This window comes from Rhizobium aethiopicum, assembly GCF_014197535.1.
GTDB lineage: Bacteria > Pseudomonadota > Alphaproteobacteria > Rhizobiales > Rhizobiaceae > Rhizobium > Rhizobium aethiopicum_A.
This window is the reverse complement of record NZ_JACIFV010000004.1, coordinates 34,626-47,942: the sequence shown is the minus strand read 5'-3', so window position 1 is coordinate 47,942 and position 13,317 is coordinate 34,626. Positions and strand designations below refer to the sequence as shown.

At 61.5% G+C, this 13,317-nt stretch carries 11 protein-coding genes; 2 read left to right on the top strand and 9 right to left on the bottom strand.

Annotated features, from left to right (window positions below):
• Window positions 1-104: 104 nt before the first annotated feature.
• From GGD53_RS07615 to GGD53_RS07575, 9 genes are all read right to left on the bottom strand, one after another.
• Entirely contained in the window at window positions 105-3,248 is a 3,144-nt protein-coding gene (locus GGD53_RS07615; RefSeq protein ID WP_184454892.1) for an efflux RND transporter permease subunit, read from the bottom strand.
• 84 nt (window positions 3,249-3,332) lie between these two features.
• The gene (locus GGD53_RS07610; protein ID WP_184454891.1) at window positions 3,333-4,472 is read right to left on the bottom strand and encodes an efflux RND transporter periplasmic adaptor subunit; all 1,140 of its coding nucleotides are present in this window, start codon (window positions 4,470-4,472) and stop codon (window positions 3,333-3,335) included.
• Window positions 4,473-4,521: 49 nt separating this feature from the next.
• Window positions 4,522-5,130, bottom strand: coding sequence for a TetR family transcriptional regulator (locus GGD53_RS07605; RefSeq protein ID WP_085860528.1), 609 nt, complete (start codon window positions 5,128-5,130; stop codon window positions 4,522-4,524).
• Between the two features lie 204 nt (window positions 5,131-5,334).
• Entirely contained in the window at window positions 5,335-5,766 is a 432-nt protein-coding gene (locus GGD53_RS07600) for an OsmC family protein (protein WP_011426902.1), read from the bottom strand.
• Between the two features lie 147 nt (window positions 5,767-5,913).
• Window positions 5,914-6,693, bottom strand: coding sequence for an SDR family oxidoreductase (locus GGD53_RS07595; protein ID WP_184454890.1), 780 nt, complete (start codon window positions 6,691-6,693; stop codon window positions 5,914-5,916).
• Window positions 6,694-7,584: an aldose 1-epimerase gene (locus GGD53_RS07590; protein WP_184454889.1), complete on the bottom strand. Its 891-nt coding sequence runs from the start codon at window positions 7,582-7,584 to the stop codon at window positions 6,694-6,696.
• Window positions 7,581-8,531: an L-arabinose ABC transporter permease AraH gene (araH, locus tag GGD53_RS07585; RefSeq protein ID WP_184454888.1), complete on the bottom strand. Its 951-nt coding sequence runs from the start codon at window positions 8,529-8,531 to the stop codon at window positions 7,581-7,583. Before araH ends, GGD53_RS07590 begins: the two co-directional genes overlap by 4 nt.
• Before the next feature lie 17 nt (window positions 8,532-8,548).
• Window positions 8,549-10,054, bottom strand: a complete 1,506-nt coding sequence (gene araG / locus GGD53_RS07580) for an L-arabinose ABC transporter ATP-binding protein AraG (RefSeq protein WP_184454887.1) — start codon at window positions 10,052-10,054, stop codon at window positions 8,549-8,551.
• Window positions 10,055-10,123: 69 nt separating this feature from the next.
• On the bottom strand, window positions 10,124-11,107 hold the full coding sequence (locus tag GGD53_RS07575; protein ID WP_184454886.1) for an arabinose ABC transporter substrate-binding protein: 984 nt from the start codon (window positions 11,105-11,107) through the stop codon (window positions 10,124-10,126).
• Between the two features lie 235 nt (window positions 11,108-11,342).
• Here GGD53_RS07575 and GGD53_RS07570 point away from each other — a divergent pair, with 235 nt between their 5' ends.
• Both GGD53_RS07570 and dgoD read left to right on the top strand, forming a co-directional pair.
• Complete coding sequence (locus GGD53_RS07570; protein ID WP_184454885.1) at window positions 11,343-12,071, top strand: FadR/GntR family transcriptional regulator; 729 nt, start codon at window positions 11,343-11,345, stop codon at window positions 12,069-12,071.
• A 46-nt stretch (window positions 12,072-12,117) separates the two neighbouring features.
• On the top strand, window positions 12,118-13,266 hold the full coding sequence (gene dgoD, locus GGD53_RS07565; RefSeq protein ID WP_184454884.1) for a galactonate dehydratase: 1,149 nt from the start codon (window positions 12,118-12,120) through the stop codon (window positions 13,264-13,266).
• Window positions 13,267-13,317: the final 51 nt, after the last annotated feature.

Here is a 13,317-nt window from a genome sequence, read left to right as displayed (position 1 = left end):
GAGGCGGCAAGGGAATCGGCGCGAGTCGAGAGGAACCGGGCAGTGATGAGAACCGTGAGATTTCGACCTGCAAGGAAAACGGCGCGGCTTTCGCCGCGCCGTCCTCACTCGGCTGCCAACGCCGGCGGATCTCTGTCATCCGCCTCTTCCTGGATGGCGTCGGCATCCCGGCCCGGCTCGTCCTTTGCCTTCGGCTCGCGGCCGAAGAAAAGGGCGTAACCGGCGGGCAGAACCAGAATGGTGAGCACTGTCGCAACCAGGATGCCGCCCATCATCGCGTAGGCGAGCGGACCCCAGAAGACGCCGCGCGAGATCGGGATCAGCGCCAGCACGGCGGTCAGCGCCGTCAGCATGATCGGCCGGAAACGCCGAACGGCAGCACCGACGATCGCCTCCTGCCGGTGCATGCCGGCCTTGATATCCTGGTCGATCTGGTCGACCAGGATGATCGAGTTGCGCATAATGATGCCGAGCAGCGCGATGACGCCGAGGATCGCGACGAAACCGAAGGGCGCGCCGCTGATCAGCAGGGCGGCCGCAGCCCCGATGATGCCGAGCGGCCCGGTGGCGAGCACCAGCATCGCCTTGCCGAAATGCTGCAGCTGCACCATCAGCAGCACGATGATGACGGCGAGCATGATCGGCGCCTTGGCGGCGATCGACATCTGGCTTTCCGCCGCATCCTCGGCGCCGCCCTGAATCTCGACGTTGTAACCGGCCGGCAGGCTGTCGCGCAGGTCCTTCATGTCGGCGTACATCTTCATGACGACGTCGTTCGGCTGCACGCCATCCGGCAGCGTCGCGCGCACCGTGATCGTCGGCAGCCGGTCGCGCCGCCATTCGATGCCCTGCTCCATGACAGGTACGACCTTGGCGACCTGCGAGACCGGCACGAAGCCGCCGAAATCGGTCGGGACATAGACCGAGTTGACCGCCGACAGCAACGAGCGGTTGGCATCCGGCTCGCGGGCGACGATCGAGACCGTCTCCTCGCCGTCACGAAAATCGTCGAGCGGCGCCCCGGACATGGCGGTCTGCAGCATCTGACGCACGCGCTGCGAGGTCACACCAAGCGCCCGGGCGCGATCCTGGTCGATCACCAGCTTCATCGCCGGCACCGGCTCCAGCCAGTCGTCGTGGATGGCGCCGAGCATCGGATTGGCTTCGAAACGCGCCTTCACCTGATCGGCGATCGCTCGCACCTCCTGGCGGTCAGGTCCCATGATGCGCATCTGCACCGGCCAGCCGGTGGGCGGACCGAGGAAGAGGCGGTCGACCTTGCCGCGGATCGAGGGGAAATCCTCCGCAAGGATCGTGCGCAGCTTGACGATCAAGCGTTCGCGCGCCGGTTCGTCCTTCGCCATGACCAGCAGCTGGGCGAAGTTCGGATTGCGCAGCTGCTGGTCGAGCGGCAGGAAGAAGCGCGGTGCGCCTTCGCCGATATAGGTAGCGATGAACCGCTTGTCGGGATCATCCATCATCTTCGCTTCGAGCGCCTTTGCCTGCACCTCGACTTCCCGAACGCTGGTGCCTTCGGGCAGCCAGAGATCGACCAGGATTTCCGGCCGCGAAGATTGCGGGAAGAAATTCTGCGGAATGAACTGGAAGGCCCAGAGGCTGGTAACGAAGGTTCCGAGCGTCAAGAGCAGCACGATCACCCGATGGCGAACCGCCCAGCCGACCGTGCCGCGCAGCCGGCGATAGAAGCTCGTGTCAAAAGCATCGTGATGCTCGCCGGCGTGATGGCGCTGCTTGAGGATCATGTAGCCGAGCCACGGCGTAAAGTAGACCGCGACGAACCACGAGGTAACAAGCGCGATGCCGACGACGTAGAACAGCGAACGGACATATTCGCCTGCCGTCGATGCCGCGAAACCGACGGGAATGAAGCCGGCCGTGGTGATCAGCGTCCCCGTCAGCATCGGGAAAGCGGTCGAAGAATAGGCGAAACTTGCCGCCTCGATCTTGACGAGCCCCTCCTCCAGCTTTCGCTCCATCATCTCGACGACGATCATTGCATCGTCGACCAGCAGGCCGAGTGCGATGATCAGCGCGCCGAGCGAGATGCGCTGCAGGTCGATGCCGAGTTCGTACATCAGTGCGAAGGTGGCGGCGAGCACCAGCGGAATGGCGATGGCGATGACCAAGCCCGAGCGCCAGCCGATCGACAGGAACGAGACGACGAGCACGATGACGAGGGCTTCGCCGAGCGCATGCATGAATTCGCTGACCGCATCCGTCACCACGTCGGGCTGGTTGGCGATCTGATCGACGGCAACACCGTAAGGCAGAGCCTCTTCGAAGCGCTGATAGGTCGCCTCCACGCCCTTGCCGACGTCGGTGACGTTGAAGCCCTTGGCCATGACAACGCCGACCTGAACACTGTCATGGCCGTTGAAACGGTATTTGCGCTGGTAGGGATCCTCGAGCCCGGAACTGACGGTGGCGATATCGCCGAGGCGGGTCACCTGGCCGCCGGCGCGAAGGCTGAGATCGCGGATATCGGCCACCTTCTTCATGTCGCCTTCGACCGAAATGCGCACCGAGCGCAGGCCGGTATCGACCGAGCCTGCCGGATCGACATTGTTCTGGCCCTTGATGGCATTCTGCAGGTCTGGGATGGTCAGGCCGCGCTCGGCAAGCGCCTTGGACGAAACGTCGATATAGATCTTCTCAGGCTGGTCGCCGATGATGACGGCCTTCTCGACGCCCGGCGTCGTCAGCAGCATGTCGCGCGCCTGGATCGCGAATTTCTTCAGTTCCGGATAGGAATAACCGTCGCCGCTGATCGAATGCAGCGTGATGAAGGTATCGCCGAATTCGTCGTTGAAATAGGGACCGAGCAGGCCCTGCGGCAGTTCGCTGGAAATGTCGCCAACCTTCTTGCGCACCTGGTAGAAGGCATCCGCCACGTCCTTCGAATTCGTGTCGCCCTTGACCTGCAGCGTGATGATCGCACTGCCCGCCCGCGTATAGGACTTGACCCAGTCGATATGCGGCGTCTCCTGCAGCTTGCGTTCGATCTTGTTGACGACCTGATCTTCCATTTCCTGAATGGAAGCGCCGGGCCAGATCGCCTGCACGACCATGACGCGGAAAGTGAATTCCGGATCTTCGCGCTGGCCCATGCGCATCAGGCCGAGCACGCCGGTGATGATGATCAGTCCGAAGAGGAAGCGGGCGATGCTTGGATGGCCGATCGCCCAGCGCGACAGATTGAAGGGCCGCTTTTCGGTATTGGCGTCCATGGTCATGTTTCCTTTGGAGCATGATGCCGAAAAGTGTCAGCGGTTTTCGGGAACATCATGCTCAAATTGCTTTAATTTGCGCGATCAGCGCACGGTCTGATCCGTATCGGCCGAGGCCGATTGCTGCTCGGGCATCTTCACCTTCAGGTTCTCGCTCATGAACTGGGTGCCGGCGGCAACGACGAGATCGCCGCTATCGAGGCCTTCGGTCACATGCACGCCGTCGCCGGTGAAATCGGCGACCTTGATATCGCGGCCATGTACCGTCGCCGTGTCGCGGTCGACCGTCCAGACCATTTGCTTGCCGTCCCTCTCGGCCAGCGCAGTGAGCGGGATCGAGACATAGCTGTTATCGTTATTGACATCGGCTTCGATCGTCGCGGTCATGCCGAGCAACACGCGGGGATCGTTCGGCAGGCTCACGCGAACCGCAAAGGTGCGCGACTGCTGGTCGGCGCTGCCGGAAACCTCGCGCACCTTGCCGTCGAGCACCAGCCTGTCGTCCGCCCAGAAACTGGCCTTGACCGTCTTGCCGGGCTTGAATTCGGCAATGTCGTTTTCCGGAACCGCGATCTGCACTTCCTTTTCGCCATCGACGGCAACGGTAACAACGGGGCTGCCGGAGCCGACGACCTGGCCGATATCGGCATTGATCGATGTCACGATGCCATTCTGCCCGGCCTTGAGCTCGGTATAGCTCACCTGGTTCTTCGCCTGGTCCAGCGCCGAGAGCGCTGCGTCCCGCTGCGAGATCGCCTGGTCATGGCTGAGCGCGGCCTGCTCGAGCTGCGACTTCGGAGCGACGCTCTTGTCGAACAGCTGCTCGGCGCGCTTGTTGGCGAGATCGGCGGTTTCGACGCCCCTTTCCGCCGCGGCGAGATTGGCCTCCGCCGTCTTGACCGCGAGCTGGTAGTCCGTGGCGTCGACGCGGGTGAGAACGTCGCCGGGCGTCACCCGATCACCAATATCGACGAGACGCTCGGTGATCTTGCCAGCCACCCGGAAGCCGAGGTTCATCTCCGTGCGCGCCTTGACCGCCCCTGAATAATCAAGCTTGCGAGTATCGTCGGCCTTGGCGATCTCCACGACCTTCACCGGCCGGATGACTTCCTTGACCTCAGCTTTTTCTTCCGAGCAGGCGGAAAGGCCGATGCCGATGGCGCCGACAAGCGCGAGGCTTGCGACGGACGGCATGCGTTTGCTGAGGGTCTTGAGCGAAAACATCTTCCGCACTCCTGGAATGTTTCGGGGGATCGACGGTGGCTGCCGTCGATTATTTCTTGAGCGCCCTGATGACGTAGTCGATCAGTTCGTCGACGCTTGCGCGGTTGGTTTTGGCAAGACATTGCGCCACCATCTGCGGATGACAGAGATTGATCGTCGCCGCGCCGAAACAGCGGGAGGCGACGACCGGGTCCTGCTCGGCGAATTCGCCGGCTGCGATGCCTTCGGCGATGATTTCGGCGATGAGATCATGGACGCGATCGATATGTTTTTCGATGACATGCCAGTCGCGCTCGATCGCAACCACGATCATCTCGTGCACCTTCATCTCGTCGAGCATCGTATCCATCGTCCATTGATACTGGGTCTCGACATAGAGGCGCAGCCGCTCGCTGGCGCTGAGCGGCTGGTGGCGGATGTCATAAGCAAGCTGATAGCAGGTCGCGAGCATGCGCCCACAAAGCGCCTGATGGATTTCCACCTTGGAGGCGAAGAAACGATAGATATTGGCGGGAGACATGCCGAGATCGCGGGCGATGTCGGCCACTGTCGTCTTGCTGTAGCCGTAGTGACGGAACAGCCGCTCGGCCGCGTCGAGAATGCGCGTGACATTCTCCTGCCGCGTGACGTCGAGCGTATTTTCCGCAATGTCGTTCATGAGTATTGGTGCCTCGAATTACGACTGACGATTTTCGAATTTCGTCAGTCGTAAAATATCAGGCGTCATTTGTCAATGCCGCCTGCGTGGCACGAGCGGCTGAGCGTGATGAAATTTCGAAACGATGTGATGATGAGCGTCGGCCAAAATTGAAAAGTGCCGCGACGTGAGACGCGCGGCACTTCGTCGGCGACAGCAGAAAAATCAGGCGAGCTTGACGTCGAGCGTGATCGGAACGGCGGCGAGCGCCTTGGAAATCGGGCAGCCGGCCTTCGCCTTGTTGGCGAGTTCGGTGAAGGTTGCCTCATCGGCGCCGGGGATGCGGCCGGAAAGCGAGAGATGGATGGCGGTGACGGCGAAGCCACCCTCGACGCTTTCGAGCGTCACCTTGGCCGAGGTTTCCATATGCTCGGCGGTGAAACCGGCTTCGCCGAGAATCAGCGACAGCGCCATGGTGAAGCAGCCGGCATGGGCAGCACCGATCAGCTCTTCCGGGTTGGTGCCGGGAATGCCTTCGAAGCGGCTGGCAAAGCCGTAGGGATAGTCTGTCAGGGCGCCGCTCTGGGTCGAGATCAGGCCCTTGCCGTCCTTGAGGCCGCCGCTCCAATGAGCCGAAGCCGTGCGATTGATCTGCATGCCGTCCTCCTGTTTCGATGGTTTTGAGGAAGCGGCAGGGCGCCGCTCCATGCCTGAGGGAGATTGGATAGGCTCCCCGCGAGACAATATAACGCTCTATCCTGAGAAGACGACAGGCTCGTAAAAATCGGCGGAATAGAAAGCCTTTCAGGCGGGATGCTGCTGCACGCCGAGGCCGCCGTCGATCGTCAGGCAGGTGGCGTTCATGAACGGGCATTCGTCGGAGATCATGAACACCGCCGCCATGGCGATCTCTTCCGGCGTCGCGATCCGCCCGCCAGGATGCAGCTTCATCGTCTCGGCTTTAGCTGCCTCCGGATCGGGGAAGCTGTTCCAGTAGTCGATGACCTTCTGTGTCGAGACATAACCCGGCGCCAGCGCGTTGACCCGGATATTGCGGGGCGCGTACTCCAGGCCGAGGGATTTCGTCATGCCGAGCAGCGCATGTTTCGCCAGCGGATAGGGAAAGGTGTGCGGAATGATCGTGAAAGCGTGCGTGGAGGCGATGTTGAGGATGACGCCGCCGCCGCGCTCGATAAACCCCGGCAGCACCGCCTTGCAGCAATTCCATGCTCCCTTGAGATTGATATCGAAGCAGCGGCTCCACTCCTCGTCGGTCGTGTGGAGCGGTTCGGCAAAGACGTTGACCCCGGCATTGTTGACGAGCCCATTCAATGGGCCGATCTCGTCGTTCGCCTGAGCAACCGCCTTCGTAATCGTTCCGGCATCGGTAATGTCGGCCGGCAGATAACCAAGCCGGCCGCCTGTGCTTGCGAGCTCTGCCGCTGCCTGCGCCAGCAGCGCTCCATCGCGATCGACGAGATAGACCGCAGCATTCTCCCTGAGGAAAGCCCTGGCGATCGCAAGGCCGATACCCTGCGCAGCGCCGGTGACCAGAATATTTTTGCCTTGCAGGCGATCGCTCATCTATCTCCCCTCCGGCTGAAGCGGCAGCGCCGACAGATCGATCATCACCTTGCCGGCAAGGGCTTCACCCGGCGCAAGCGGCATGAGCCCGCCGAATTCGGGCAAGTGATGGCCGTTCGGAAGGTGGCTCATCGGCTCGAGACAGAAGAAGTCGTTCCGGTCGGTCGGCATATAGAGCATGAAGCGGTCAAGCGCGCCCTCGGCTTTCAGCGCCGCCTGAATTCCTAGCTCCGGCCAGGCGATTGCCGCCCGCCTGTTCCAGCCCTCGAAGGCATTATTCATCCATTTCTGCGGCAACAGCTTGCCGGACCTGAAATCGAAATCATCAGGCACAGGCCCAGGCATATCTGGAAGATGGTCGGGTCGCTCGTTCCAGTAGCGGTCGGCAGCAATCGTCAGCCTCGTCTTTGGGGTCCGGGCGAAGAAGGGATGTTGACCGAGCCCGAAGGGAAGAGCGGTTTCGCCGCGGTTTTCCACGGAAAGCGTCAGCACCAGGCTATCGCCGGCGAGACGGATCTCCTGCCGGGTCAGATAGGCATAGGGTGAAACCCTGTCGACACTGCGGGAAAAGGAGAACTGCACATGCTCGACGCTGGCCTCTTCCAGCTGCCAGAAGCCGAGCCAGCCATCGCCGTGCCGATAGAGCGGATCGGAAGTATTCGGCTGGAAGGTATAGGCACGTCCGGCAAAGGACATGGTGTTGCCTTCCACACGATTGCCGAACGGCACCATCGCAAAATTCGCCATCGCCCCATCCGGCCCGCCGGCCGCGACGAGAAAGGGCGTCTCCCGATATGTTGCCGCGGTGACGGCAGCACCCCGGCGGCTGACCCGAACGGCGAGATCGCCGTGGCTCAGTTCGATTTCGTCCCCTGCCCGCTCATGGCTCATCCGCGTCGCCCCGCAGCCGAAGATCTCAAATTGTCGAGCAGCACGGCGATCAGCAGGATCAGCCCGCGCACGACATACTGATAGAATGCCTGAATATTCAGCAGGTTCATAACGTTTTCGGCAATACCCATGATCAGCACGCCGACGATGACACCGCTCATTGCCGCCCGGCCGCCGGCGAGCGAAACGCCGCCGAGGACGCAGGCCGAAATCACCGAGAGCTCGAGCCCCGTCGCCGCATTCGGCTGGCCGGAAGTGATGCGCGAGGCAAGCAGGATGCCGGCAATGCCGCAGACGAGACCCTGCAGCGCAAAGATCCAGACGCGCATGGTGACGACATTGACGCCGGCAAGCCGCGAGGCTTCCGGATTGCCGCCGATCGCCAGCGTGTTCTTGCCGAAGACTGTGCTGTTGAGCACGAAGCCGAAGAAGAGGAAAAGGATCAGCATGATCCAGATCGGCGTCGGCACCGTGAGGAAGCGCGACAGCGCCAGCTGGTAGAAGCCGGGATCGTTGATGCCGACGGCGCGGCCGTCCGAAGCGATCAGCGCCAGCCCGCGGACGATCTGCATGGTCGCAAGCGTGGTGATCAGCGCGTTGATGCGGAACCGGGCGATGACGATGCCGTTGACGAAACCGACGACGGCGCCGCAGAGCAGGGCTGCCAGCAGCCCGACGGGAATGGAGCCTGTCGCGTTCGACACCATCACCGCGGCCATGCCGGAGAAAGCGACGATCGATCCGACTGAAAGATCGAAATCGCGGGAGGCCAGGCAGAACATCATTGTGCAGGCGACGATGCCGATCGTGACGACCGATTGCAGCAGCCCCAGCATGTTCCGCTCGGTCAGGAAATTCGGAACGAAGAGCGAGACGATCACGAAGGCGGCGGCGAAGATCACCACCAGCCCCTGTTCGCCCAGAAGGATTTTTTTCAACGAAGTCATCGTCCGTGTTCCCAGTCTTAAATGATGCCGGCGGCGTTCTTGTCAGGGAGTGCCGCCGTCAGGATGCTGCGCTCGTGGAAATCCGGGCGGGCGACATTGGCCGCCACTCTGCCCTGGCACATCACCATGATGCGATCGGCAATGCCCATCACCTCGGGCAGCTCGCTCGAGATCACCACGATCGCCATGCCGCCAGCCGCCAGCTCATAAAGAATTTCATAGATTTCCGACTTCGCCCCGACGTCGATGCCGCGCGTCGGTTCGTCGATCACGAGAACCTTGATGCCCTGCTCGGAGAGCCAGCGGCCAAGGATGACTTTCTGCTGATTGCCACCGGACAGATTGATGATGTCCTGCCTGCGCGACGGCGTGCGCACCCGCAGCCGGGCGATGAACTGATCGGCCATCGCCGCCTCCTTCTTCGGGTTCAATATGCCGAATGGCGAAAAATGCCGGCGCGACGAGATTGCGATATTCTCTTCGATCGATCGGCCCTGGACGATACCGTCGAACTTGCGGTCCTCCGGGCAGAGCACCATGCCGGCCCGGATCGCCGCCTTCGGATCGTTCGGCGAAACGGCAACGCCGTCGATCGTAACCTCGCCCTGATGCCTGTTGTCGGCGCCGTAAAGCAGCCGCGCCATCTCGCTGCGGCCAGCACCGATCAGGCCGAAGAAGCCGAGAATCTCACCCTGGCGGACGGAAAAACTGATGGGATTGCGCAGCCTTGGTCCCGACAGGCCCTTGACCTCAAGCCTGACGCCGCCGAGCGGGCGCTCACGCCACCCCCAGACATTGCTGATCTCGCGCCCGACCATTTCGGCAATGATCTGCTCGCGCGTCGTCTTCGCGATCTCGGCATGGTGGGCGGCAAGCCTGCCGTCGCGCAACACGGTAAGGCTGTCGCAAAGCCGAAAAATCTCGTCAAGGCGATGCGAAACGTAGAGAATGACCGTTCCCCTCGCCTTCAGCCTGTCGATGAGTGAAAACAGGATTTCGCTTTCGCGCGAGGAAAGCGAGGAGGTCGGCTCGTCGAGCGCAATGACCCGTGCGTCGAGCATGACCGCCTTGGCGATCTCGACCATCTGCCGCGCGCCGATCGAAAGCGAAGCGACTTTGGCCGATGGATCAACATCGATGCCGATCTCTTCGAGTTTCGACCGCACCGTCTCGATCAGTGTTTTGGCATTAATCACGCCGCCCTTGCCGGGAAAGCGGCCAAGCCAGAGATTCTCGGCCACCGTCAGCTCCGGAACGAGCTGCAGTTCCTGATGGATGACGATGACGCCGGCATGGAAGGCGTCACGCACCGAGGCATATTTCTGTTCTTCGTCATCGATGAGAATGCTGCCGGCATCGGCGGCCTGATCGCCTGACAATACGCGGATCAGCGTCGATTTGCCCGCGCCGTTCTCACCCATCAGGCCGTGGACAGCGCCCTTCTCGACCGTGAAGGAAACATCCGACAGCGCCTGCACGCCCGGATAGCCCTTGGAGATATGTTTGAATTCGAGAAAAGCCATCGTCACTCCACCGAAGGTCCCGGCGGCACATTCAAGCGGCCGCCGGAGATGCATCATCGCGGGCGATGATTACTCGATGCCGAGTTCCTTGCGGACCTTCTCGTAGTCGCCGCGCAGTGCCAGCGAACCGGAGGTCAGCGTCAGCTTTTCCGGCTCCTTGTTGTTGGCGATCCAGTCGTACATGTTCAGCGCCGTTTCATAGCCGTGACGCTTCGGCGAGATGATGACCGTGCCGAAGAAGCCGGTCGCAGCCGGCTTCTTGAACTCGTTGATCGCCGATTCCGCGCCGCCGATGCCGACGCCGATCACGTTGGCAGCCGGAATTCCGACCGATTCCGAAGCGCGGACGGCGCCGAGAACGGCTTCGTCGTTGAGTCCAAAAGCCACCCAGTATTTCACGTCGGCATGCTTGTTGAGGACGGTGGTCGCCGCATTGAGCGCTGCCTCGGTATCCGTTTTCGCCTGCGGCGCATCATAGATGTTCTCGGCCGGGAAGCCGGCCGACTTCAATACCGAGATTGCACCTTCGACGCGATCGACGGCGGTCGGCAGCTGATCGTAGGAGACCCGGATCGCGCCGACATTCTTCATGTCCCAGCCGCGTTTCTTGATTTCGTCGACGATGGCCTGTCCGACGGTCTCGCCGATCTTGGTGGCTGAGATACCCATATGCGGCACCTCTTCCAGCGGTTTGCCGTCGGCACTGACGAGACGATCGTCGACCGTCATCAGCTTCAGCTGGTTGGCTTCGGCCTTGGCGACGATGCCGGGACCGAGTTTGACGTCGGGCGTGCAGATGATGAAACCCTGCGCGCCCTGAGCACCGAGATTGTCGATCGCCGACTGAACCTTCTCGCCGTCTTCAGCGCCGATCTTGACGACGGTGAAGCCTTTTTCCTTGGCGGCCTGGTCGGCGAATTTCCATTCGTCCTGGAACCAGGGCTCTTCCGGCTGTTTGACGATGAAACCGATCTTGACGTCTGCGGAAAATGCCGAGCCGGCTGTCAGAATGGCGAAAGTGCCAGCCAGAATAGCTGCTTTGAACAAGCGCATGTCTCTCTCCCTAAACTCTGAAATCGAGCAACTGCCTCCCAGGCAGCGCCCAATGAATTAGGTTAAATCATCATACCAGTCAATTGCCAATGTATGATGATTGGAATAATAGGATAGGGACGACAGACGGATGGACCCGTCGCAAACTGGATCGAATTCGGTTAATCAGGTTCGGTGGCTGCCTGGGAGAGAGCGCGGAGAGGTGAAGTTGGAATCGACTGAGGAACAAGGCCGAATGGAAACCTCCGGCAGCGAACGCCGCCCGCGCGTACGCCGCAACGTGACGGCGGCCATCGCTCAGGACATCTGCGCGGACCGCTATCCCTCGGGCTCGCCGCTGCCGCGCGAGAACGACCTCTGCGAACTCTACGGCGTCAGCCGCACGGTGATCCGCGAATCATTAAAAGTGTTGGAATCCAAGGGGCTTGTCCGTGGCAAGCCGCGGGTCGGAACGACCGTTTGCGATCGGGATGACTGGAACATCCTGGACGCCGAGGTGCTCGACTGGATGGGGCCCTACATCAGGGACTTCGACCTGCTCGGCTGCATTCTCGAAGCCCGGCGCACCATAGAGCCGGCGGCCGCAGAATATGCCGCCGAACGCGCCAGCGCCCAGGAAATCGCCGACCTCGACAAGGCCTGGCGTCAGATGCGCGACAGTGCAGGCGATCCGGAAAGCTTCACCGATGCCGACGTAATGTTTCATACGGTGCTGCTGACCGCCAGTCACAACCAAGTGTTCCGCCGTCTGTCGAGCGCCATTCACGCGGCGCTGAAATATGCGCTGCATGCCTCCAACATCGCCGTTGAAAACCGGGAGGATGCGGTGCTCGTTCACGGCGAACTGGTCGAGGCCTTGCGCATGCGCGACAAAACCGGCGCGAGGGAATGCGCCAATCGCATGCTCGACCTTGCGGTTCGCGACCTTGCCGCCGCCGAGAAGGTGATCGGCAGAACGAAATGATCACGCGCTGTCCCATCGCAAATCCGAGAAGAGATTAAGACCTAAGATGAAGATCACCAAACTCACCACCTATATCGTTCCGCCGCGCTGGCTGTTTGTGAAGGTCGAGACCGATGAAGGCATCGTCGGCTGGGGCGAACCGGTCGTCGAAGGCCGTGCGCTGACCGTCGAGGCCGCCGTCCACGAACTGGAAGACTACCTGATCGGCAGGGATCCCTTCCTGATCGAGGACCATTGGACGGTGATGTATCGCGGCGGTTTCTATCGCGGCGGCGCCGCCCATATGAGCGCGATCTCAGGCATCGACCAGGCGCTCTGGGACATCAAGGGAAAGGCGCTCGGCCAGCCGATCCATTCCCTGCTCGGCGGCCAGCTGCGCGACCGCATCAAGGTCTATTCCTGGATCGGCGGCGACCGTCCTTCTGACGTCGCCAACAATGCCAGAAACGTGGTTGCCCGCGGCTTCAAGGCGATCAAGCTCAACGGCTGCGAGGAAATGCAGATCGTCGACACCAACGAGAAGGTGGAAAGGGCGGTCGAGACCATCGCCGCCATCCGTGAGGCGATCGGTCCGCATATCGGCATCGGCGTCGATTTCCACGGCCGCGTGCACAAGCCGATGGCCAAGGTTCTCGCCAAGGAACTCGAGCCCTACAAGCTGATGTTCATCGAGGAACCGGTGCTTTCGGAAAACAAGGAAGCGTTGCGCGACATCGTCAATCATACCTCGACACCGATCGCGCTTGGTGAGCGGCTCTATTCACGCTGGGACTTCAAGCAGGTCCTCTCGGACGGCTATGTCGACATCATCCAGCCGGATCTTTCCCATGCCGGCGGCATCACCGAATGCCGCAAGATCGCCGCCATGGCCGAAGCCTATGACGTCGCTCTGGCGCCGCATTGCCCGCTCGGCCCAATCGCGCTCGCCGCCTGCCTGCAGGTCGATGCCGTCAGCTACAATGCTTTCATCCAGGAACAGAGCCTCGGCATTCATTACAATACCGGCAATGACATCCTTGACTACGTCTCGAACAAGGAGGTGTTCCACTATGCCGATGGTTTCGTCTCGATCCCGCAGGGGCCGGGCCTCGGCATCGAGGTCGACGAGGCCTATGTCATCGAGCGCGCCAAGGAGGGCCATCGCTGGCGCAACCCGATCTGGCGGCACGCCGACGGCAGCTTTGCCGAGTGGTGAGAGAATGAAGGGTCGCGCCAGCGGCCCTTTTTCATTCGCATTGTAGGATAT

Excerpts from the sequence above, each read along its gene's own strand:
- GGD53_RS07615 (WP_184454892.1), bottom strand. The coding sequence starts at position 3,248 with ATGGACGCCAATACCGAAAAGCGGCCCTTCAATCTGTCGCGCTGGGCG.
- GGD53_RS07610 (WP_184454891.1), bottom strand. The coding sequence starts at position 4,472 with ATGTTTTCGCTCAAGACCCTCAGCAAACGCATGCCGTCCGTCGCAAGC.
- GGD53_RS07605 (WP_085860528.1), bottom strand. The coding sequence starts at position 5,130 with ATGAACGACATTGCGGAAAATACGCTCGACGTCACGCGGCAGGAGAAT.
- GGD53_RS07600 (WP_011426902.1), bottom strand. The coding sequence starts at position 5,766 with ATGCAGATCAATCGCACGGCTTCGGCTCATTGGAGCGGCGGCCTCAAG.
- GGD53_RS07595 (WP_184454890.1), bottom strand. The coding sequence starts at position 6,693 with ATGAGCGATCGCCTGCAAGGCAAAAATATTCTGGTCACCGGCGCTGCG.
- GGD53_RS07590 (WP_184454889.1), bottom strand. The coding sequence starts at position 7,584 with ATGAGCCATGAGCGGGCAGGGGACGAAATCGAACTGAGCCACGGCGAT.
- araH (WP_184454888.1), bottom strand. The coding sequence starts at position 8,531 with ATGACTTCGTTGAAAAAAATCCTTCTGGGCGAACAGGGGCTGGTGGTG.
- araG (WP_184454887.1), bottom strand. The coding sequence starts at position 10,054 with ATGGCTTTTCTCGAATTCAAACATATCTCCAAGGGCTATCCGGGCGTG.
- GGD53_RS07575 (WP_184454886.1), bottom strand. The coding sequence starts at position 11,107 with ATGCGCTTGTTCAAAGCAGCTATTCTGGCTGGCACTTTCGCCATTCTG.
- GGD53_RS07570 (WP_184454885.1), top strand. The coding sequence starts at position 11,343 with ATGGAAACCTCCGGCAGCGAACGCCGCCCGCGCGTACGCCGCAACGTG.
- dgoD (WP_184454884.1), top strand. The coding sequence starts at position 12,118 with ATGAAGATCACCAAACTCACCACCTATATCGTTCCGCCGCGCTGGCTG.